23 protein-coding genes are annotated in these 20,370 nt (G+C 69.6%); 17 read left to right on the top strand and 6 right to left on the bottom strand.

Translation table 11 applies throughout. The annotated features are described in order from the left end of the window. Positions 1–552 precede the first annotated feature (552 nt). Positions 553–1,371: a lysozyme family protein gene (locus tag QSK25_RS31725; protein ID WP_285643677.1), complete on the bottom strand. Its 819-nt coding sequence runs from the start codon at positions 1,369–1,371 to the stop codon at positions 553–555. Positions 1,372–1,501: 130 nt separating this feature from the next. Here QSK25_RS31725 and efeU point away from each other — a divergent pair, with 130 nt between their 5' ends. Genes efeU through efeB form a run of 3 tightly spaced genes read left to right on the top strand, consistent with a single transcriptional unit; the run spans position 1,502 to position 4,703 of the window. After that, positions 1,502–2,326, top strand: coding sequence for an iron uptake transporter permease EfeU (gene efeU, locus QSK25_RS31720; protein WP_285643716.1), 825 nt, complete (start codon positions 1,502–1,504; stop codon positions 2,324–2,326). A 14-nt stretch (positions 2,327–2,340) separates the two neighbouring features. Beyond that, on the top strand, positions 2,341–3,459 hold the full coding sequence (gene efeO / locus QSK25_RS31715) for an iron uptake system protein EfeO (RefSeq protein ID WP_285643676.1): 1,119 nt from the start codon (positions 2,341–2,343) through the stop codon (positions 3,457–3,459). Further along, complete coding sequence (gene efeB, locus QSK25_RS31710; RefSeq protein WP_285643675.1) at positions 3,456–4,703, top strand: iron uptake transporter deferrochelatase/peroxidase subunit; 1,248 nt, start codon at positions 3,456–3,458, stop codon at positions 4,701–4,703. The genes efeO and efeB overlap by 4 nt, the downstream gene beginning before the upstream one ends. On the opposite strand, the gene QSK25_RS31705 is transcribed toward efeB, so the two are convergent. From QSK25_RS31705 to QSK25_RS31695, 3 genes are read right to left on the bottom strand one after another with little or no spacing between them, the layout of a single operon-like run. Beyond that, positions 4,700–5,071 carry a tetratricopeptide repeat protein gene (locus tag QSK25_RS31705; RefSeq protein ID WP_191305703.1) on the bottom strand — a complete coding sequence of 124 codons (372 nt, stop codon included), beginning with the start codon at positions 5,069–5,071 and terminating at the stop codon, positions 4,700–4,702. The two genes, efeB and QSK25_RS31705, sit on opposite strands and share 4 nt — an antisense overlap. Positions 5,072–5,081: 10 nt before the next feature. Next, positions 5,082–5,405: a hypothetical protein gene (locus QSK25_RS31700; protein ID WP_285643673.1), complete on the bottom strand. Its 324-nt coding sequence runs from the start codon at positions 5,403–5,405 to the stop codon at positions 5,082–5,084. 25 nt (positions 5,406–5,430) lie between these two features. Then, a complete protein-coding gene (locus tag QSK25_RS31695) occupies positions 5,431–6,573 on the bottom strand; it encodes a MalY/PatB family protein (RefSeq protein WP_285643672.1) in 1,143 nt (380 codons plus the stop codon). Between the two features lie 50 nt (positions 6,574–6,623). Between QSK25_RS31695 and QSK25_RS31690 the strand changes: the two genes are divergently transcribed. The 3 genes from QSK25_RS31690 (at position 6,624) to QSK25_RS31680 (ending at position 9,444) form a co-directional block, all read left to right on the top strand. After that, the gene (locus QSK25_RS31690; protein ID WP_285643671.1) at positions 6,624–7,073 is read left to right on the top strand and encodes an Lrp/AsnC family transcriptional regulator; all 450 of its coding nucleotides are present in this window, start codon (positions 6,624–6,626) and stop codon (positions 7,071–7,073) included. Positions 7,074–7,135: 62 nt separating this feature from the next. Then, positions 7,136–8,653, top strand: a complete 1,518-nt coding sequence (locus tag QSK25_RS31685) for an AfsR/SARP family transcriptional regulator (protein WP_285643670.1) — start codon at positions 7,136–7,138, stop codon at positions 8,651–8,653. A 50-nt stretch (positions 8,654–8,703) separates the two neighbouring features. Further along, complete coding sequence (locus tag QSK25_RS31680; protein WP_285643668.1) at positions 8,704–9,444, top strand: SDR family NAD(P)-dependent oxidoreductase; 741 nt, start codon at positions 8,704–8,706, stop codon at positions 9,442–9,444. On the opposite strand, the gene QSK25_RS31675 is transcribed toward QSK25_RS31680, so the two are convergent. Then, positions 9,429–10,097, bottom strand: a complete 669-nt coding sequence (locus tag QSK25_RS31675) for an alpha/beta fold hydrolase (RefSeq protein ID WP_285643666.1) — start codon at positions 10,095–10,097, stop codon at positions 9,429–9,431. The genes QSK25_RS31680 and QSK25_RS31675 overlap by 16 nt on opposite strands. A gap of 49 nt (positions 10,098–10,146) precedes the next feature. On the opposite strand from QSK25_RS31675, the gene QSK25_RS31670 reads away from it, so the two are divergent. The 11 genes from QSK25_RS31670 to QSK25_RS31620 all read left to right on the top strand — a co-directional run bounded on the left by QSK25_RS31670 (position 10,147) and on the right by QSK25_RS31620 (position 18,866). Further along, on the top strand, positions 10,147–11,370 hold the full coding sequence (locus QSK25_RS31670; RefSeq protein WP_285643665.1) for a cytochrome P450: 1,224 nt from the start codon (positions 10,147–10,149) through the stop codon (positions 11,368–11,370). Continuing rightward, positions 11,367–12,230, top strand: a complete 864-nt coding sequence (locus tag QSK25_RS31665; RefSeq protein WP_285643663.1) for a hypothetical protein — start codon at positions 11,367–11,369, stop codon at positions 12,228–12,230. Before QSK25_RS31670 ends, QSK25_RS31665 begins: the two co-directional genes overlap by 4 nt. 40 nt (positions 12,231–12,270) lie before the next feature. Further along, the gene (locus QSK25_RS31660; RefSeq protein WP_285643661.1) at positions 12,271–12,942 is read left to right on the top strand and encodes a hypothetical protein; all 672 of its coding nucleotides are present in this window, start codon (positions 12,271–12,273) and stop codon (positions 12,940–12,942) included. Further along, complete coding sequence (locus QSK25_RS31655) at positions 12,939–13,244, top strand: hypothetical protein (RefSeq protein ID WP_285643659.1); 306 nt, start codon at positions 12,939–12,941, stop codon at positions 13,242–13,244. Before QSK25_RS31660 ends, QSK25_RS31655 begins: the two co-directional genes overlap by 4 nt. A 170-nt stretch (positions 13,245–13,414) precedes the next feature. Then, positions 13,415–14,701, top strand: coding sequence for a phosphopyruvate hydratase (gene eno / locus QSK25_RS31650; RefSeq protein ID WP_285643658.1), 1,287 nt, complete (start codon positions 13,415–13,417; stop codon positions 14,699–14,701). A gap of 13 nt (positions 14,702–14,714) precedes the next feature. After that, positions 14,715–15,209, top strand: coding sequence for an FtsB family cell division protein (locus tag QSK25_RS31645; RefSeq protein ID WP_285643657.1), 495 nt, complete (start codon positions 14,715–14,717; stop codon positions 15,207–15,209). Then, positions 15,185–15,688 carry a DUF501 domain-containing protein gene (locus tag QSK25_RS31640; RefSeq protein ID WP_285643656.1) on the top strand — a complete coding sequence of 168 codons (504 nt, stop codon included), beginning with the start codon at positions 15,185–15,187 and terminating at the stop codon, positions 15,686–15,688. Before QSK25_RS31645 ends, QSK25_RS31640 begins: the two co-directional genes overlap by 25 nt. Positions 15,689–15,894: 206 nt before the next feature. Then, a complete protein-coding gene (locus tag QSK25_RS31635) occupies positions 15,895–17,136 on the top strand; it encodes a lytic transglycosylase domain-containing protein (protein WP_285643655.1) in 1,242 nt (413 codons plus the stop codon). Between the two features lie 102 nt (positions 17,137–17,238). Continuing rightward, positions 17,239–18,069, top strand: coding sequence for a helix-turn-helix domain-containing protein (locus tag QSK25_RS31630; protein ID WP_285643652.1), 831 nt, complete (start codon positions 17,239–17,241; stop codon positions 18,067–18,069). A gap of 13 nt (positions 18,070–18,082) precedes the next feature. Next, on the top strand, positions 18,083–18,262 hold the full coding sequence (locus tag QSK25_RS31625; RefSeq protein ID WP_285643651.1) for a DUF397 domain-containing protein: 180 nt from the start codon (positions 18,083–18,085) through the stop codon (positions 18,260–18,262). A 40-nt stretch (positions 18,263–18,302) separates the two neighbouring features. Beyond that, a complete protein-coding gene (locus tag QSK25_RS31620; protein ID WP_352236597.1) occupies positions 18,303–18,866 on the top strand; it encodes a GNAT family N-acetyltransferase in 564 nt (187 codons plus the stop codon). Here the strand turns inward: QSK25_RS31620 and QSK25_RS31615 are convergent. Further along, entirely contained in the window at positions 18,863–20,161 is a 1,299-nt protein-coding gene (locus tag QSK25_RS31615; RefSeq protein ID WP_285643650.1) for a 3-deoxy-7-phosphoheptulonate synthase class II, read from the bottom strand. The two genes, QSK25_RS31620 and QSK25_RS31615, sit on opposite strands and share 4 nt — an antisense overlap. Positions 20,162–20,370: the final 209 nt, after the last annotated feature.

The following is a 20,370-nucleotide window of genomic DNA, read 5'->3' as shown; positions in this document are numbered from 1 at the left end:
CACCGCCACCCGGGTTGTCGGTGGCACCACGGTCACGGAGACCGTCCGGGTTCCGGTTTCCGGGGTCAAGCCCGGGGCCACCGGGCGGAACGAGCCGGGCGAGGTCGAGCCTGAGCCGGCCGAGTCTTCTTCTGTTGTGGTCACCACTTCTTCGGCCGTTGAGTCCAGTGTGGAGTCTCCGCCGCCGCCTGTCGTCGAGAGTCCTGTTGAGACTCCCGTGCAGACGCCTGTGGTCACCCCGCCTGTCGCGCCGCCCGGTGAGGTGCCGCCTTCCACGCCTCGGGCCGAGGACCCCGTGGTGCCGCCGGTTACGACCACTCCGGTTGCTCCGCCTTGTGATCGGGCTGAGCCGCCTTCGCCTGGTGATGAAGAACCGCCTGTCTCGTCCCCTGCCGAGGAAACCTCCACGTCCTCCGCGCCCTCGGCGGGGGTGTGAGAAGAGGGGGTTGGGGCCGCGTTTCCGCCCGGTCCCAGCCCCCTCTTGTTCGGGTCGGCTTCGGGTTGCGTTCCCCCGTTGAGTGCGGCGGGGCGCGTTGACGGACTGCCCGCGGGTTACTGGGGGATGCTCGCCCTGGCGTAGGCGTCTGCTCCGCTGAACACGTTCTGGCCGTACTCCACCGAGTTGTTGTACGCCAGCACTGCCTGCCACCAGCCCTGGCCCGTGCCCAGGTCCCTCGCGCCGCCTCCGCAGAGGTAGCGGGCTGCGGTGAGGGCCGCGTCGTCGATGTTCTGCGGGTCCGCCGGCAGGCCGTCGCCTGCCGCTCGCTTCGCCCAGCGGTTCCAGGTGCCCGGGATGAACTGCATCGGGCCCACGGCCCTGTCCCACGTCGTGTCGCCGTCCAGACGGCCGCCGTCGGTGTCGCGGATGGCCTTCACGCCCGGGCTGCCGTCGAGGGGGATGCCGATGATCGGGCGGGACGGGAGGCCGTTCTCCTGGAGTTTGGCGCCGTTGATGTTGCCGTGGTGCGACTCGATGCGGCCGATGCCTGCGAGGGTGGCCCAACTGATCCGGCAGGCCGGGGCCTCTTGTTGCATGGCCAGGTCGGCTGACGCGTAGGCGTGCAGGGCGCGGACCGGGATGTCGGTCTTGGAGGCCACGCGGGTCGCCCACTCGCCCAGCGGGTTCGCGGTCTGGGTGGTGCCGGGGGAGGCTGCGCTGCCTGGGGCCGCCGCGCCTGGTTCCACCTCCTGGATGGGGACCAGGAACGGGGGTGGGCCCAGTGGGGCCGCTTCGCGGCGGTTGAGGGCGCCCAGGCCCCAGGCGCCTGCGGCGACCACGACCATCAGCAGCAGCACCAGGACGATGCGGCCGATGATGTTGCCTGAACGGTTGCTGCGGGCGGGTTCCTGGACTGCGGGCGGCGGGACCACGGCACCCAGGCTACGTGCTTGTCGAGACCGGTGACGGGGTGAACCGTGACGCAACCGGCACTGCCGGCGGCTGGACATTCAGGTGAGGCTTACCTTAAATAAGGCCGACCTAATTGTGGAGGCGGCCGGAATGTTGTTTGCCAATGGGCTGATCGGGTTGCGGGAGGGGCTTGAGGCCGCGCTCGTCGTCAGCATTCTGATCGCATTCTTGGTCAAAACGGACAGAAGGTACGCGCTCAAGTGGGTTTGGGTCGGTGTCGCGACCGCAGTGGCGCTTTCCGTGGCGGCCGGCGCGATCATCACGTTCAGTGCCGCCGGGATGACGTTTGAGCAGCAAGAAGCGTTCGGCGGGACGATGTCGATCATTGCGGTCGCGTTCGTCACGGGAATGATCTTCTGGATGCGCAAGGCCGCCGGGACGATCGCGCAGGAGTTGCGCGGCAAGATGGATGAAGCGTTGCAAATCGGACCTTTCGCCATCATTGTCGTGTCCCTTTTGTCGGTTGGCCGGGAAGGGTTGGAGACGGCGGTCTTCTTCTATTCCAGCGTGCAGGCGGCCGGGGGCGGAACAACGCAGCCGTTGATCGGGTTCGTGGCGGGCATCGCGGTTGCTGTGGCCATCGCCGCACTTCTGTACCAGGGGGCGATCCGCTTCGATCTTGGAAAGTTCTTCACGATCACCGGGGTGCTGCTCGTCTTCGTGGCCGCCGGGGTGCTCAGCTACGGGATCCACGACCTGCAGGAGGCCGCGATCCTGCCGGGCCTCAACACGCTGGCGTTCGACATCAGCGACGTGCTGCCGGAGGACTCCTGGTACGGCGCGCTGCTCAAGGGCTTCTTCAACTACTCGCAGCGGACGTCCGTGCTGCAGGCCATCGCGTGGGTCGCCTACGTGGTGGTGGTCCTGTCCCTGTTCCTCGTCCGGCCGCGCCGACGCGCCGCCGTGGCCAACTGATCACTGGAGTAACCGTGCGCAAGGCAGCAGTCATCCTGGGCTCTCTCGCGGTGCTGGCGGCGTGCAGCAACGGCGGCACGACCGACGGAGCGAGCGGCAGCATCGCGGTCGAGGCGAGTGACGACGCGTGCAAGGTCGCCAAGACCGAGGCCTCGACCGGCAACGTCACGTTCGAGGTGACCAACAAGGGCACCAAGGTGACCGAGTTCTACCTCTACGCCGAGGGCGACCGGATCCTCGGCGAGGTCGAAAACATCGGGCCGGGCCTGAGCAGAAAGCTGATCGTCGAGGTCACCGAGTCCGGCAAGCTCCAGACCGCGTGCAAGCCCGGCATGAAGGGCGACGGCATCCGCGGCGACTTCACCGTCACCGGTGACGCCAAGAAGTCGACCGACGGCAACGCGTTGCTGGCCGAGGCGACCAAGAGCTACCAGCGGTACGTGAGCTCGCAGGCCGACCAGCTGCTGGTGAAGACCGAGGAGTTCGTCAACGCCGTCAAGGCGAAGAAGGTCGACGACGCCAAGGCGCTCTTCCCCGTCTCGCGCCTGTACTGGGAACGCATCGAGCCCGTCGCGGAGAGCTTCGGCGACCTCGACCCCAAGATCGACGGCCGCGAGGACGTCATCGAGGAGGGCATGGCGTTCACCGGCTTCCACCGCCTCGAGAAGGACCTGTGGACCTCGGGGCTGCAGGCCGACTCCGACAAGATCGCGGACGACCTGCTGACCGACGTCAAGGAGATCGTGTCCAAGGCGAAGACCGTCGAGCTCACGCCCGTGCAGCTCGCGAACGGCGCCAAGGAACTGCTCGACGAGGTCGCCACCGGCAAGATCACCGGTGAGGAGGACCGCTACTCGCACACCGACCTGTGGGACTTCCGCGCCAACGTCGACGGCTCGCAGGCCGCGATCGCCGCGCTGCGCCCGGCCGTGGAGCAGAGGGACAAGGCGCTGGTGTCCACTTTGGATGACAAGTTCAAGGCGCTGGACGAGGCGTTGGAGAAGCACCGCAGGGGTGACGGGTTCAAGCTCTACACCGAGCTGACGCAGGACGAGGTCAAGGCGCTGGCCGAGGCCGTCGACGCGCTGGGCGAGCCGGTCAGCAAGGTCGCGGAAGTGGTGTCCGCCAAGTGACCGCGGGGGTTCCCCGGCGCAGGCTGCTCGGGTTCGCGGGTGCCGGGGTGGCGCTCGCGGGCGCGGGCGCCGCCGCCGGAGTGCTCGCGTCGCGCGAGACAGCGGCCGTCGAGAACGTCGCGGCGGCCAAGGTGCCGTTCCGCGGTGAGATCCAGGCCGGCATCACCACGCCGGCGCAGGACCACATGCACTTCGTCGCGCTCGACGTGAAGACGAAGAGCCGTGCCGAACTGGTCGCCCTGCTCAAGGAGTGGACCGTCGCCGCGGAACGCATGACGGCCGGTCAGGAGGCCGCGGAGAACGGTGCGGTCGGCGGCAACGCCGAGGCGCCGCCCAAGGACACCGGTGAGGCGCTCGACCTGCCCGCGTCCGCGCTGACGATCACCATCGGCTTCGGGCCGTCGCTGTTCGACGATCGGTTCGGGCTCGCGTCGAAGCGGCCGGAACGCCTGATCGACCTGCCCCGGTTCCCCAAGGACGACCTGGACCCGGCCCGCAGCAACGGCGACCTCTGCATCCAGGCCTGCGCGAACGACCCGCAGGTCGCGGTGCACGCGATCCGCAACCTGGTGCGGATCGGGTTCGGCAAGGTCGCGGTGCGCTGGTCGCAGCTCGGCTTCGGCCGCACCTCCTCGACCACGCGCGACCAGGCCACGCCGCGCAACATGTTCGGGTTCAAGGACGGCACCCGCAACATCAAGGCCGAGGACACCGACCACCTGCGCGACCACGTCTGGGTGGCGGAGGAGGACGGGCCGGAGTGGCTCGTCGGCGGCACGTACCTGGTGACGCGCCGAATCCGGATGCACATCGAGATCTGGGACCGCACGTCGCTGGTCGAGCAGGAGCAGATCGTCGGCCGCACCAAGGGCGAGGGCGCGCCGCTCGGGCAGAGCAAGGAGTTCGACGAACCCGACCTGCACGTCAAGGGCGCGGGCGGCGTCCCGTTGATCAACGACATCGCGCACATCCGGCTCGCCTCGCCGGAGTCGTTGAACGGCGCCAGGATCCTGCGCCGCGGCTACAACTTCACCGACGGCTCGGACGGCCTCGGGCACCTCGACGCGGGCCTGTTCTTCGTGGCGTTCAACCGGGACAGCCGCACCCAGTTCGTCCCGATGCAGCAGGCGCTGTCCACAAAGGACGACATGATGGAGTACGTGGAGCACACCGGTTCCGGGCACTTCGCCGTCCCGCCCGGCGTCCGGGAGGGCGGGTTCTGGGGAGACACGCTGTTCCGCTAGTTCCCCAGGGCCAGCCGGGCTTTGACCTCTCCGAGCGCTTCCTGGTACTCCGGTGACGGGTGCATCGCGACCGCCATCCGGAGCTGGGCGAGCGCCTCGGGGAGGCGCCCCTGCCGTTGCAGCGTCTTGCCGAGCGCGAACCGCGCGTAGTGGTCGCTCGGATCGAGGTCGAGCACCTTGCGGAACGCCTCTTCAGCTCTGTTGAGCTGCGCCGATCCGAGGTAGGCCCGGCCGGCCAGCAGCTGCACGGACGGCGCCTCACCGGCCTCGTCCAGCACCTGCCTCAGTTCGCGCAGCGCGTCGAGAGGCCTGCGCTGCGCCATCAACGCCTCGGCCTTCCGAAACGCTTCGAAGGTGCCGTCCGTCATTCGATCAACGTTACCCACCGCCTGCCCGTTCTTCGACTGCCGTCCGGGCGACAGGACCTGAACGGGCGACCGCCCCGAGCCGGCACGCTCCGAAACCGAGCACGAGCGCGGCGGCCTGCCGGAGTCCAATTCGGACGTGGAACACCCTGGCCGCCACCACCGCCGTCAGCATCGGTGTGCACGAGATGACCAACGCCGTGGTTGCCGCCGGAACGCCCATCCGCAGCCCTGGGTACACCCGGAGAACCTGGACCGCCTGCACCAGCGGCCCGGCCACGAACGTGGGTGCGAGCTGCCGTCCGCGCGGCCAGTTCGCGCTGGTCAGCAGGGCCACCGCCAGCCGAACCAGGCCTGCGGCGTCAGAGCGAGGCCCTGTCCCAGGCTTTCGTCATCCGCAGCACGGCCTCGGTGATGATCTCCGGCGAGGTCGCGAGGTTCATCCGGACGAACCCGGCACCGCCCGTGCCGAACGTGTGCCCCGGCACCAGCGCGACCCTGCCCTCCTTGAGGAACACCTTGCCGGGGTTGTCGCCGAGCCCCAGACCGCGGCAGTCGAGCCAGGCCAGGTAGGTGCCCTGCGCCGGCGTGCAGCGGACGGCCGGCAGGTGTTCCGCGAGCAGCGCGGCGAGCAGGCGGCGGTTCTCGTCGAGCCCGGCCAGCAGCGCGTCCAGCCACTCGCCGCCCTCCCGCAACGCCGCCGTGTGGCCGATGATCCCGACGTGGCTGGGCCCGTCGGCGACCTCCTCCGGCAGCCGGGCGAGGTCGTCGGCGGACTCCGGGCCCGCGATCGCGAGCGCTGCCTTGAGCCCGGCGAGGTTCCAGGCCTTCGACGACGACATCAGCGACAGCCCGTCCCCGGCGACGCTCAGGTACGGCACGAACGTCGTGCCCGCGGCCACGATCGGCGCGTGGATCTCGTCGGCGACGACCCGCACGCCGTGCGCCCGCGCGAGTTCCGCCGCGGCCGTCAGTTCGGCGGCCGTGTGGACGGTGCCCGTCGGGTTGTGCGGCGAGCACAGCAGGTAGACCGCACCCCGCCCGGCCCGTTCGAACGCCGTGCGCAGCGTCGCGAGGTCGATCCGGTGATCAGTGCCGAGCGGCGCCTCGACGACGGCACGTCCGGTCGAGCGGACGAACAGGTAGAACGGCTCGTACACGGGGGAGTTGACGACGACGGGCGCGTCCCGGTGGGAGACGAGCCGGAGCATCTCGACGACGCCCGTCATCACGTCGGGAACGATCTTCATCCGCTCGACCTCGGGCTGCCAGCCCCAGCGTTGCCGAGCCAACGCCGCGAGCGCCTCGGCGTAGCCGGTACCGTTCGGGTAGCCGGTGTCCCCGCGCCGCACGGCGTCGACGATCGCCCTCTCGACGGGTTCGGCGAGCAGGACGTCCATCTCCGCCACCCACACGGGCAGCACGTCCTCGTCGTAGTACCGCCACTTCATGCTCGTGCGGCTCCGCAGTTCGTCCAGGCTCAGCTGTCGCAGCGGGTTGCTCATGAGGGCAAAAGTAGGGGAACTGCGCGGCAAGGTGTTTGCGTTCTTTGCTCATGGACGCCGTGGACCGCAAGATTCTTGCTGAACTGCAGCGCGACGGGCGGATCACCGTCACCGACCTCGCCCAGCGCGTGCAGCTCAGCGTCTCCCGCTGCCAGCGCCGCCTGCGCGAACTGGAACGCGAGGGCGTGATCCACGGCTACCGCGCGGTGGTGGACGCGGCCGCGCTCGGCTTCGGCTTCGAGGCGCTGGTGTTCGCGAAGGTCCGCCTCGACACGATGGACGAGTTCGACCGCGCGCTGGTCGGCGTGCCGAACGTCGTGGAGGCGCAACGGTTGTTCGGCAGCCCCGACTACCTGCTGCGGGTCGTCACCGCGGATCTCACGTCGTACCAGCGGTTGTACGAGGAGACGCTGGCGAAGCTGCCGGGTGTGCGCGGGCTGACGTCGACGATCGTGATGAAGCAGGTGATCGAGCCACGTCCGCTGCCCACCAGTCCTTGAGACGGGGAAGCACGGAATGTGCACGGGCGTTGACCGGTTGTATGAGCCTGCGCTTCTCACTGATGGGTCCGGTACGAGCCTGGCGCGACGACGAGGAGATCGACCTGGGCCCGCGGCAACAGCGGGCGGTCCTGGCGGCGTTGCTGCTGAACAACGGCACGCGGTTGAGCAACGACCAGCTGATCGGCATGGTCTGGGACGACCCGAAGCCGAGCGCGGTGATGGCGCTGCGGACGTACATGTACAAGATCCGCAAGCTGCTGCCGGAGCTGGACCTGAAGTCCAAGGACGGCGGTTACACCCTCAAAGCCGAGCTCTTCGACGACTGCCGCGGCGAACCCTTCGAGGGCCTGAGCAGCACGTACTTCGAGGCCCAGCGGGTCAGGATCGGCAACGAGCGCCTCCAGTGCCGGGAGGCGTTGCTCGAACGCGAGATGGACGTCCTCGACCTGCAGAAGCACGTCGCCGCGTTCCCGTTGCGGGAACGGCCGCGCGCGCTGCTCATGCAGGCCCTCTACCGCGACGGCAGGCAGGCTGACGCGCTGGAGCAGTTCCACCAGGTGCGGGCGTTGCTGAACGAGGAGCTCGGGCTCGAACCGGGACCCGAGCTGCGCGCCGTCCACGCGCGGATCCTGCGGGGCGATCTCAACCTGGCCCGCCGGCCGGAACAGCTGCCGCCCGGCCTGCCCGACTTCACCGGCCGCGCCGCCGAGATCGCCCAGGCGCTGCGGGCGTTGCCCAGCACTGTCGGCATCACCGGCATGCACGGCAGCGGCAAGACGACGCTCGCGGTCCACGTCGCCCACCTCGCCAAGGCGGACTACCCCGACGGGCAGCTCTTCGTGCGCGGTGACGACGTCGCGGGCGAGTTGCTGCGCGCGGTCGGCGTCGAGAACCCGCAGGGCGACGAAGCCGCGCTGTGGCGCGAGAAGGCGCGCGGCAAGCGGTTCCTGGTGGTGGTCGACGACGTGCGTGATCCCGCGCGGATCGCGGAGCTGCGCACGCCCGGTTCCGCGTGGATCCTCACCAGCGTGCGGCGGTGGAACGAGCTGGCGGGCGTCTTCTGGCTCAGGATCGCCGGGCTGACCGACGCCGAGGCGAACCAGCTGTTCCGCCGCGTGCTGGACCCGGCGAGGGCCGACGCCGAGGCCGACGTGACGGCCGCGGTCCTGCAACGCCTCTCGAACCTGCCGAACCCGATCCGTGTGCTGGCAGGCAAACTCGCCGCCCGTCCGAAGTGGACGGTCGCGATGCTGCTCGCCCAGATGGAACGCGAGACGCGGCTCGGCGCGGCCATCTCGTCGGACTGCCAGGCCGTGCTCGCGCCGCTGGTCAAGGCGGACCGGCAGCTCACCGACGAGGAACGCCACCTGCTGCAGTGCTTCGCGCGGCGGGAGGAGGACGTCATCGACGTGGGCGAGGCCGCGGAGATGTCCGGTGGCGATCCGGGCGCGATCGAGTTCCTGCTGGAGGCGCTCGCCGACGTCCACCTGATCGAACCGCTGGTGCTCGGCCGGTATCGCCTGCCGTTCTTCGTGCGCATGTACTTCGGATGGCGCGTACCGGCGTTGACCAGCTGATTCATCCGGAATTTATGGCCAGGCGATCTGGCCGGGCCAGGTTCGAGGACATGTCGACCAAGGAACTCGCAGGCAAGAAGGCACTCGTCACCGGCGCCACCTCGGGCATCGGCCGCGCGATCGCGGTCAAGCTCGCCGAGGCCGGTGCCACCGTCTACCTCAGCGGCCGCCGCGCCGAACTCGGCAAGGAGACCGTCGCGCTCATCGAGCAGGCGGGCGGCACCGGCCACTTCATCGTCTCGGACGTCGCCAGCGTCGACGACGTCCGCAAGCTCGCCGAGGAGGTCGGCGAGGTCGACGTCCTCGTCAACAACGCGGGCATCTTCCCGCTCTCGCCGACCGCCGAGCAGTCGCTCGACACCTACCAGCAGGTGTTCGACGTGAACGTGCGCGGCACCTACTTCCTCACCGCCGCGCTCGCCCCGGCGATGGTCGCGCGCGGCAAGGGCTCGATCGTCAACGTCTCGTCCATCGCGGCCGTCGTCGGCACCCCGGTCGGGTCCGTCTACAACGCCTCCAAGGCCGCGATGGACGCGCTGACCCGCTCGTGGGCCACCGAGTTCGGCGCCGCCGGCGTCCGGGTGAACTCCGTGGCGCCCGGCCCGGTCGCCACCGACAAGGCCCTGGCGGAGGCCGGTGAGGTGTTCGACGCGATCGCGAAGGACCTGCCGTTGCAGCGCGTCGGCCAGCCCGAGGAGATCGCGGAGGCCGTGCTGTTCCTGGCCACCGACCGGGCCAGCTTCATCACCGGCTCGGTGATCACCGCGGACGGCGGCTACGTGGCGAGCTGAGCGAGCAGGGCGGTGACGGACGAGGGCGACTCGACGTGCACGTTGTGGCCCGCGCCGGGGAACACCACCGGTTCGGGCACCAGCTCCCGCAGGTGCTCCTGGGGGCTCATCGGGTCGTTCTCGCCCGCCGCCAGCACGACGTGGGCCTGCGAGGCCATGACCAGCCCGGCCATGTCCGGCCGGCCCACGCCGAACGCCCTCATGTCCAACGCCGGCGCCCATCCACCGTCCACTTCGGACACACCGTGGCGCAGCGGGACGCCGGCCATCTTCGACGCCCGTTCGGTCGCCTCCTCGCGTGTCGGGAAGACCTTGCCGGGCTTGGCCGCGAGCGCCGCGGCCTTGTCCAGCTCGTCGTCGCTCCACCGAACCTTGATCCCGACGCCGACGGCCGTGGTCACCTCGACCCCGAACCAGCCGCTGGCGAGCGCGAGCCCGACGACCCCGCCGAGCGAGTGCCCGACGACCGTGACGGGCTCCTGCGGGACCTCCTCGGCGACGGCCGCGGCCAGGGCTCCGAACGTGTACCGCGCCAGCTTGCCGCTGCGCCCGTGACCGGGGAGATCAGGCACGATCCAGCTGCCGGGCCACGCGCTCACGACGTCCTGCCACACCTCGCCGGTGGCGCCCAGCCCGTGCAGCAGCACCAGCACCGGCCCGTTTCCCCCACGTTCGACATGAAGCACGTCAGAATCCCGTTCTATGCGGACCGATGCCGAGTTGATCCTCGACCCAGACACGTATACCTCGGGCGTGCCGCACGACGCACTAACCCGGCTGCGTGAGAGGGACGTGGTCCGCGTCGGCGACTTCTGGGCCGTCTTCCGCCACGCCGACGTCCGGACCGTCCTGCGCACCCCGTCCGTCTTCTCGTCGCACCGCGGCGCCACCCAGATCCGCGACCCGCAGCCGGCGGACCTGGCCTACGTCCAGCGCATGATGCTCAACCAGGACCCGCCTGACCACACCCGCCTGCGCCGGATGCTCACCCGGGCGTTCACCCCGCGGGCCGTGGCCCTGCTGGAGTCCCGAATCCGCGCGAACGCTTCGGAGATCGTTTCCTCGCTGTCCGGCGACTTCGCCGCGGACGTGGCCGACCTGCCGCTGCTGACCCTGGCCGACGTCTTCGGCGTCCCCCGCCAGGACCGCGCGCTGCTCTACGACTGGAGCAACCGCGTGATCGGCTTCCAGGACCCCGAGTACGCCCTGTCGTCCAGCCCCACCGAGGGCATGACCGACATGGCGTTGCGGGCGTTGGAACTGCGCCCTTCCGACGGCCGTGACCCGCGTGCGCGCGACGGCATGCCCGACCTCTACGCCTACGCCCACGCCTTGGGCGAGTACAAGCGGTCGAACCCCGCTGACGACGTCCTCAGCAACCTCATGCGGGAGGACGTCTCGCTGGAGGAGTTCGAGAACCTCTTCTGGCTCTTCTCCGTGGCGGGCAACGAAACCCTCCGCAACGGCATCCCCGGTGGCCTCATCGCCCTGCTGTCGAACCCGTCCGAGTACGCCCGGCTGCGTGCGGATCCCTCTCTGCTTCCCCTTGCCGTGGAGGAGATGCTGCGCTGGTGGACGCCGGTGATGCACTTCCGCCGCACCTGCGTGCAGGACACTTCCCTTTCGGGGCAGGAGATCCGGGCCGGTGACAAGGTGGTCGTGTGGTTCACCGCCGCCAACCGCGACGAGAGGGTGTTCACCGACCCGGACCGCTTCGACGTGGGCCGGCGCGAGGCAGACCACCTGAGCTTCGGCCACGGCCCGCACTTCTGCCTCGGTGCCCAGCTGGCGCGGACGCAGATGCGGGCGGTGTTCGAGGCCGTGCTCGACCTGCCCGGTGTGCTGGAACTCGACGGCGAGATCAGCCGCCTGCGGTCGAACTTCCAGAACGGCGTGAAGCACCTGCCCGTCAGACTGGTGGCGTGATGCAGATACCGCTCGAAGAGTGGCGGCCCAGTTCCACCGAGCCGCTCCTCACGATGCAGCGCAGCCCGCAGGAGCTGACTGAGCAGTTCGGACTCGACTTCGCCGACGAGGTCGACGACCTCGGTGACGTGCAGGTGGCGGTGGTGCGCGGATCCTTCGGGACAGCGGTCCTGCTCAAGTACGCCTACCCACCGTTCCTGGGAACGATCGTGCGCGTCGACGCGGCCGCCGACTTCGAAGCCGCGCACCGGGCCATGCTGGCCGAGTTCGGTCTCACCAGCGCGGACCTCGGCTGGGCGAGGCGCTCCTACGGCCTGCTGTTGGACGTGCAGGACAACGCGCGCCTGGCGGAACTGCTCGCCACCTCGTTCGAGTTCGACGTGACCCGCACCGAGACCACCGGCACCGAGTCGGTCGAGGGTTCCGACCTCGTCGTGCTGGCCGGGGACTTCACCGGCGGCCGCTTCTACCGGGTCGCGGCCCAGGAGGAGGGCCCGATCCTCCACGCGACCTCGGAGGGCCAGGCGGGCTTGATCGCCGACAGCCTGCGCGAGGCCCTCCAACTGGTGATCGGCCTGCCGTACTGGCTCGACTGCCTGACCTTCTCGGCCGGCGGAGACCTCGACGCGATGGCGGCCGCGGCACGGCACCTGGCGCGGGAGAACCCGGACCTGCGGTCCCGGCAGGCCGAGGCCGCGGAACTCCTCTCCCTGGACGTCCCCGAACCGGACGACCTCCTGGCGCGCCTGCACGCCGCCGCGTCCCGCCCGATCGTCCTCCGGGACGAGACAGGGGAGTACGAGGGCCTCTTCGGCTCGTTCAGTCCGGAAAGGAACGAACGGTGGCGAGCGATCGACTAGTCTCAGCGCGCTAGCCACAGCGTCCTGGGGGGACCGTCGGATGAAGCGCCCGGACGCCCGCCGCGTCACCGCGGAGTGGGCAGCCCACTTCCCTGAACTGACCATCGTGCAACCGCGACTGCTGCTGCGCCGGTTCGGCCCGATCGTCCAGGGCATCACCTTGGAGGACTACGGGGCCCACTACTTCGCGACCGCCCACGTGCACGCGCTGACCACGGAATCTCCGACGGTGTACCTGTCCCTGGGCCGCCGGGCCACCCTCGGGCAAGGTCACGGGACGGCTGTCGACACGGCCGCGAAGCCCGAACTGCTGGCGCGACTGGCGGCGGCGTTGCGGGAACAGTCCGCTCCGCTGCTCGACCCCGATGCAGGCCTGGTCGAGTTCCTCGACGTGTACCGGAAGTTCGTCATCAAGTGGCGGGGCCGCGATCCAAGGGCGTACCACGAACTCCGCGACCTGGTGCTCCTGCCGACCGCGGCAGGCCTCGCGGACCTGGCGGCGGAGGCGTTCGAGCTCGCCGTCGACATCTCACAGGGATGGTCGAAGTTCGACGCCCCGATGGGCTGGGACACCACCGCGGACTGGCTCGACGAACTCCGCGCCCGGATGTCCGACGTGGACGCGTTGCGGGCCACCGTCAACGCCGAGGTGACCGAACACGGGCTCGGCTCGGTGCCGGACTCGGCTGCCGTGGTTCGGCAGGACTCGTGAACGGCCGTGAGTGGAGGTGGCGGCGCAGCGGCCTTCGCCAGTTCCAGGTCGTGCGGTGCGTCGTCACGGGCCACCGAGGGCGCTTCGGCGTGGACGTGTCCCTCGTGGAGCCGAACGCGAAAGTCCCGGCGTTCATCGACTTCGTGCACCTCACCGACGGCCCGGAGCACCTGGCGCCGGCCGACTTCCCGCCGGTGGGGCGCCTCCTGGACGCCGTCACGCTCGACTTCATGCCGGACGGCGAGCTGCGACTTTCGGCACGCCCGTCAGCGGTGGCGGGTGAACGGGCCGAAGACCCCTGATGTCCGCGGGCACGCAGGCGGAACGGTTCCCACCCGCCACGTCTTCTGGCACGATTCAGACGACAGGCCCGGTCGCTCCGCCGTGATCCGACGGTGTCGAGCCCCTGCCGGTCACCTGGCCCAAGTAGGCTCGTCACGACGACGAGACGCAGCAGAAACAGGGAGCGCAAGTGGCGGTCATCGAGCAGGTCGGAGCACGCGAGATCCTGGACTCTCGCGGCAACCCCACCGTCGAGGTCGAGGTGGCTCTGGACGACGGCACGCTGGAGCGTGCCGCGGTTCCGTCCGGTGCTTCGACCGGTGAGCACGAGGCGGTGGAGCTGCGGGACGGCGACGCCAAGCGGTACCTGGGCAAGGGCGTCGAGCGCGCGGTCACGGCGGTGCTCGACGAGATCGGGCCCGAGCTGGTCGGCATCGAGGCCGTCGAGCAGCGCGTGGTCGACCAGAAGCTCGTCGACCTCGACGGCACGCCGGACAAGGGCCGCCTCGGCGCCAACGCGATCCTCGGCGTGAGCCTCGCGGTCGCGAAGGCGGCGGCGACGTCCAGCGGCCTGGAGCTGTTCCGCTACATCGGTGGCCCGAACGCGCACGTGCTGCCCGTGCCGATGCTGAACATCCTCAACGGTGGCTCGCACGCCGACACCGACGTGGACATCCAGGAGTTCATGATCGCGCCGATCGGCGCGGAGACGTTCCGCGAGGGCCTGCGCTGGGGCACCGAGGTCTACCACGCGCTGAAGTCCGTGCTGAAGAGCAAGGGTCTCGCGACGGGCCTGGGTGACGAGGGCGGTTTCGCGCCGAACCTCGGCAGCAACCGCGACGCGCTCGACCTCATCCTCGAGGCCATCGAGAAGGCGGGCTACCGGGCGGGCCGCGACGTCGCGCTCGCGCTCGACGTGGCCGCCACCGAGTTCTACTCGGACGGCGCCTACTCGTTCGAGAACAACAAGCGCTCGGCCGAGCAGATGATCGGCTACTACTCCGAGCTCGTCCGCGACTACCCGATGGTCTCCATCGAGGACCCGCTGTCCGAGGACGACTGGGACGGCTGGGTGCAGATGACCGCCGAGCTGGGCGAGAAGGTCCAGATCGTCGGTGACGACCTGTTCGTGACGAACCCGGAGCGCCTGGAGGAGGGCATCTCCCGCCGCGCCGCCAACGCGCTGCTGGTGAAGGTCAACCAGATCGGCACGCTGTCCGAGACGCTCGACGCGGTGTCGCTGGCCACGAGCTACGGCTACAAGTCGATGATGTCCCACCGCTCCGGCGAGACCGAGGACACCACCATCGCGGACCTCGCCGTCGCGACCGGTGCCGGCCAGATCAAGACCGGTGCCCCGGCCCGCGGTGAGCGCACCGCGAAGTACAACCAGCTCCTGCGCATCGAGGAGAGCCTCGGCGACGCGGCGCGCTACGCGGGTGAGCTCGCGTTCCCGCGCTACACGCCGGAGAGCTGAGAGGCTGTAGGACATGGCCGAGCGCGCGCGTCGTCCCCGTCGCCCCCGCGAAGAGCGGGAGGCGCGGCCCGCACGTGCGCGCAAGCCACCTCGCCCGAAGGCGCCGTCCAGGCGCGGTGACGGCACGGGTGGCGCGTTCGGCATGACCGGCACGCGCCGGGCCGCGATGTTCGCGATGGTGCTCTGCGCACTGGCGTTGAGCATCGCGGTCCCGCTCCGGACCTACCTCTCGCAGCGCGACGAGCTGCGCGACGTGGGTGCCGAGCAGCAGAAGCTGCGGGAGACCGTCTCCGCGCTGGAGAAGCGCAAGGCGGAACTGCAGGACCCGGCGTACGTGGAGATCGAGGCGCGCAAGCGGCTGCACTGGGTGCGGCCCGGCGAGACGCCCTACATCGTGCAACTGCCGGGTGACGAGAGTCGCAACACCGAATCGGAGAGGCCGTCCGGCAAGCCGGCGGCACAAGGGTCTTGGTACGAGGAACTGTGGGAATCGGTGACACGCAAGTAAGTGCTGCTGACCTGGAAACGGTCGCTCAGCAGCTCGGCCGCACGCCGCGCGGGACGCGTGCGATCGCCTCCCGGTGCCCCAGCGGGCACCCGAACGTCGTGCAGACGGCGCCCCGGCTGCCCGACGGGACACCGTTCCCGACCCTCTACTACCTCACCTGCCCCAAGCTGAACTCGCTGGTCAGCACGCTCGAGGGCGGCGGGTTGATGAAGGAGCAGCAGGAGCGCCTGGCCACCGACGCCGACCTGGCCGCCGCCTACCAGCGCGCGCACGAGGCGTACCTGGCCGAACGCGACGCCATCGAGTCGCTCGGCACGCAGGTGACCGCGGGTGGCATGCCGGTGCGCGTCAAGTGCCTGCACGTGCACGTCGCCCACTCCCTCGCCAAGGGCCCCGGCGTGAACCCCATGGGGGACGAGGCGCTGGCTGTCTTGGAGGCGCAGGGGCTGTGGCCCGCCGGTGAATGCGCGGCCGGTTAACGGTCAACGGAACCGAACACACGCTTCACTCCGTCTTGGGTACACCTAGGCTTCGTAGTGAGGCAGGGTGGGACTGGTCACCGACGGGGGCATTCGCCGTAACTGCAGGACGGCGAGCCGCGATGACGCACGAGAGGTGAGTATTCGTGGCAATGGCCAAACTGCGTGGTCCATCGGCGTTGAGCCCTAGGCAAAAGGGCTTCGCCGTGGCAGCGCTGGCTGCGATGCTCGCCCCCGCGATGATCGTCGGGACCAAGCTGGTCGACTGGGTCAACCTCGCCAAGCACAACGACATCAACGTCACCCTCGGTCCCGCCGACGTCTACGGAGCGTTGCACCGCGACCCGGCCGAACTGGGCGCGTCCGGCCGCCTGCCGCTGTCCGAGGAACTGAGCGCCGCACTGCTCGCCGACCTCGAGGACGGCGACATCGACGACGACCTCGACCTCGACCCCGGCAACGACGACCTCCCGGGCGTCCACGACATCCCCGGCGTCATGGTCGAGGCGTACCTGCGCGCCGAGGACAGGCTGGGCGAGCTCGTCCCCGGCTGCAACCTCGACTGGGCGCTGCTCGCGGGCATCGGCAAGATCGAGTCGAACCACGCCAACAACGGCCGTGTCAACGCTGTCGGCGACGCGACCCCCAAGATCCTCGGCCCGGTCCTCAACGGCGCTCCCGGCATGGCCGCGATCCGCGACACCGACGGTGGCCGCCTCGACGGCGACACGGCCTGGGACCGCGCGGTCGGCCCGATGCAGTTCATCCCGGAGACGTGGGCGAGCTTCGGCGGCGACCTGAACGACGACGGCAACGTCAACCCCAACAACATCTACGACGCCGCCCTCGGCTCCGGCCGCTACCTGTGCTCGGGCGGCGGCGACATGACCAAGCAGTCCGACCGGGCCGCCGCGGTGTTCCGCTACAACCGCGACCCCGAGTACGTGAAGAAGGTCCTCAACTGGGCCAAGGTCTACAGCGAGAACGTCGACACGCTGCCGCTCCTGCCGGACACCGGCAACGGCCAGCAGAACCCGCAGCCGGGCAACGGGAACACCGGCAACCCGCCGAACAACGGCAACAACGGGAACACGGGCAACCCCACGACGACCACGACCACCACGACGACGACCACGACGCCGCCGACCTGCCTGACCCCCACCACGGGCACCACGTCATCCACGACGTCGAGCACCACCACGTCGACCACCACGTCCACGACGCCGCCGCCGTTCAGCTCGTGCACCACCACGACCACGACGACGACGACCACCACGACGGGGTCGACGACCACCACGACCACGACGACCACCACGACGACGGTCCCGCCGCAGTCGACGCCGGACGGCTCGTCCTCCACGAGCAACGCCGGGAGCAGCAGCGCCAACAGCGGCAGCAGCTCGGTGCAGACGACGTCGCAGAGCTTGGCAACGAGTACGCCCAGCTAGCACGGGGTGTCGGGTTGGAGCGTCTCCAATCCGTACTTCGTTCGGGGCGATTCGGGCAGAAACGTTGGAGTGGAGGGGAGTTCGTCTCCTAGCTTCGTCCGCATGCCGAAACGCAACTCAACCGTGGTGGGCCGGGAGTTCGGCGAGGGCGTCCGCGACGCCATCGAACAGTGCGGCATGACCCAGCGCATGCTCGCCGTGGTGCTGAACTGGCAGGAAGCCAAGATCTCGGACATGGTGAACGGCAAGGGCGGCGTCACCGAGATCGAACTGGTCCGCGTCCTCTCCTACTGCCGCACGCCCAACGACGAGGTGGACCGCCTGGTCGCCCTGCACCGCGAGTCGCGGGAACGCGGCTGGCTGCAGTTCCCCGAGGACGGTGTGCCGGACCAGGTGCACTCGCTCATCAGCCAGGAACGCCTCGCCAGCATGATCACCGTGTGGTCCATGAACCTCGTTCCCGGCCACCTCCAGATCGCGGGCTACATGCGCGCGGCCGCGGAGAAGTCGGCCAAGATCAAGCCCGCCGACGTCGACGCCCTCATCCGCGCGAAGCTCGACCGGCAGTCGATCCTGAGGCCCGGCCGGCAGTTCGTCTTCTACGTGCACGAGCAGGCGCTCCGCCTGCCCGTCGGCGGTGCCGACGTGATGCGCTCGCAGCTCACCCACATCCTCATGATGCTGGTGCGGCAGTACATCACCCTCCGGGTCGTGCCGACGGCGATCGGCGCGCACGCGGGCATGTCGGGCTCCTTCACCCAGCTCAACTTCGACAGGTTCGAGCCGGTGGTGTTCATCGAGAGCCAGAACTCAGGCCTGTTCCTCGACGACAAGGCCTCGCTGGACTGCTACTCCGCAGTGCTGAAGCGGTTGGATCAGGACGCCTTGGATGCGGAACAATCGAGGAGGCTGATCACCGCAATGCTTGCCTGAGGAGGCGTGCCGGATGTCCGAGTGGCGCAAGAGCAGCTACAGCCCGGAGGCCAGCGACTGCGTCGAGGTCGGGCACGGCGTCGGCATCCGCGACAGCAAGGCACCCGCCACCCACCTCCCGCTCTCCTGCGAGGCGTGGGAGGCGTTCCTCCACCTCGCGAAGGGCTCCAGCGCGAGCACGACGGCAAGCTGATCTCCCACGACCGGCGGGTGTTCCTCGGCGCGGTGGCACTGTGGAGGACGTGGTGAAGCCCGACTTCCCGATCCGGACGGAACGGCTGCTGCTGCGGCCGTTCACCGCGGACGACCTCGACGACTTCCTCGCCTACCGCGCACTCCCCGAGGTGCGCCGCTACCTCTACAACGACGCCTCCACCCGCGACGAGTGCGGGAAGGTGCTGGCCCAGCGGGTCGGCGAGACCGAGCTGACCGCGGCAGGGCAGCGGCTGATCCTGGCCGTCGAGCTGGACGGCCGCGTCATCGGCGACGCCATGCTGAAGTGGCTCAGCGAGAAGGACCGGCAGGGCGAGATCGGGTACAGCCTGCACCCCGCCTTCCAGGGCCGCGGGTACGCCACCGAGGTGGCCCGCACGATGCTCACCCTCGGGTTCGACGAGCTGGGGCTGCACCGGATCGTCGCCGAGTGCGACCCGCGCAACGAGCCGTCGTGGCGGTTGATGGAACGCCTCGGCATGCGCAGGGAAGCCCACTTCCGGGAGTGGGCGATCCTCAGGGGTGAGTGGAGCGACCTCGTCGTGTACGCCCTGCTCGCCGAGGAACGTCGATCCCGCCCCTAGCCCCGCAGCATCTCCGCCACCAGGAACGCGAGTTCCACCGACTGCCGGGTGTTGAGCCTCGGGTCGCAGGCCGTCAGGTACCGCTCGCCGAGGTCGGTCTCCGTGATGTCCTGCTCGCCGCCGAGGCATTCGGTGACGTCCTCGCCGGTCAGCTCCACGTGGATGCCGCCGGGGTGGGTGCCGAGGGCGCGGTGCACCTCGAAGAACCCCGCCACCTCGTCGATGATCCGGTCGAAGCGGCGGGTCTTGTGACCGGTCGGGGACGACTCGGTGTTGCCGTGCATCGGGTCGCACTGCCAGACGACCTCGTGGCCCGACGCCGTCACCTTCTCCACGATCGGCGGCAGCACGCGCCTGATCTGGTCGTGGCCCATCCTGGTGATCAGCGTGAGGCGGCCCGGTTCGTGGTGCGGGTCGAGGCGTTCCACGTACTCGACCGCCATCTCCGGGGTGGTGGACGGGCCGATCTTGAGGCCGATCGGGTTGGCCAGCAGGGCGGCGAGGGCGATGTGGGCGCCGTCGAGCTGGCGGGTGCGCTCGCCCACCCAGAGGAAGTGGCCCGACAGCCCGTACAGCCTGCCGTCAGCCATTCGGAGCAGGGAACGTTCGTAGTCGAGCACAAGTGCTTCGTGGCTCGCGTAGACGTCGCGGGTGTAGTCGTTCACCGCGCCGCACGCGTGCATGAACCGCAGGGCGCGGTCCACCTCGGTGACCAGACCCTCGTACCGCTCGCCGGTGGGGGCGCCGCCCGCCGGCACCGGCGAGTTCGCCAGGGCCCGCACCATGTTCATGGTGGCGGTTGAGTTCGCGTGCGCCCGCAGCATGCGCGCGGGGTCGTGCGACCGGTCTTCCGGGGACCACGAGTTGACCATGTCGCCCCGGTAGGAGGGCAGGCCTGAAGAGTCCACATCGGACGTTCGCGGCTTGGCGTACTGACCCGCCAGCCTGCCCACCCGGACGACCGGGGTGCCCGCGCCGTACGTGAGCACGACGGCCATCCGCACGAGCGTGGTGAAGTTGGCGCGGATGTGCGCTTCGGTGTTGCCGGCGAACGTCTCCGCGCAGTCGCCGCCCTGCAGCAGGAAGGCCTCGCCGCGGGCCACGGACGCCAGTCTGGTCCTGAGACCGTCCACTTCGGACGCCAGCACGACGGGTGGCGCGGTGCTCAGCGCGGCCACCGCGTCGCGGGCCGGTGATCGCCAGGACGGCTGCTGGGCGGCAGGTCTGGACAGTGCCTCCTCGACCTCGTGGCGCACGTCGAACGGCAGAGTGGAGACGGCCCGCACGTCACGCACGCGAGTGTGTGTGCGGGCGCTTTCCGCGACGCTGTTCATCAGTCTCCCCGAGTTCTGACAGGCGAACAGAAAGTTGAAGTAAACAGCGGGGTAATAGACCCCTGAGTCCCCCGGAACGAGCCTAGCGCGGAATCGCGGACAATGAGTGCGGTTCTCGGTGCGCACACAATCTGTGGTGCGCGAGAGGCCGATCGGGTGATTTTCGACGT

The organism is Lentzea sp. NBRC 102530 (genome assembly GCF_030269365.1).
Lineage (GTDB): Bacteria > Actinomycetota > Actinomycetes > Mycobacteriales > Pseudonocardiaceae > Lentzea.
This window is presented reverse-complemented; position numbering and strand designations above follow the sequence as displayed.

Bases quoted from the DNA above. Each gene is read 5' to 3' on its own strand.
- QSK25_RS31705 (WP_191305703.1), bottom strand. From the start codon at position 5,071: ATGACGGACGGCACCTTCGAAGCGTTTCGGAAGGCCGAGGCGTTGATG.
- QSK25_RS31670 (WP_285643665.1), top strand. From the start codon at position 10,147: ATGCGGACCGATGCCGAGTTGATCCTCGACCCAGACACGTATACCTCG.
- QSK25_RS31690 (WP_285643671.1), top strand. From the start codon at position 6,624: ATGGACGCCGTGGACCGCAAGATTCTTGCTGAACTGCAGCGCGACGGG.
- QSK25_RS31645 (WP_285643657.1), top strand. From the start codon at position 14,715: ATGGCCGAGCGCGCGCGTCGTCCCCGTCGCCCCCGCGAAGAGCGGGAG.
- QSK25_RS31695 (WP_285643672.1), bottom strand. From the start codon at position 6,573: ATGAGCAACCCGCTGCGACAGCTGAGCCTGGACGAACTGCGGAGCCGC.
- QSK25_RS31680 (WP_285643668.1), top strand. From the start codon at position 8,704: ATGTCGACCAAGGAACTCGCAGGCAAGAAGGCACTCGTCACCGGCGCC.
- QSK25_RS31630 (WP_285643652.1), top strand. From the start codon at position 17,239: ATGCCGAAACGCAACTCAACCGTGGTGGGCCGGGAGTTCGGCGAGGGC.
- QSK25_RS31625 (WP_285643651.1), top strand. From the start codon at position 18,083: ATGTCCGAGTGGCGCAAGAGCAGCTACAGCCCGGAGGCCAGCGACTGC.
- QSK25_RS31685 (WP_285643670.1), top strand. From the start codon at position 7,136: ATGGGTCCGGTACGAGCCTGGCGCGACGACGAGGAGATCGACCTGGGC.
- QSK25_RS31660 (WP_285643661.1), top strand. From the start codon at position 12,271: ATGAAGCGCCCGGACGCCCGCCGCGTCACCGCGGAGTGGGCAGCCCAC.
- efeU (WP_285643716.1), top strand. From the start codon at position 1,502: ATGTTGTTTGCCAATGGGCTGATCGGGTTGCGGGAGGGGCTTGAGGCC.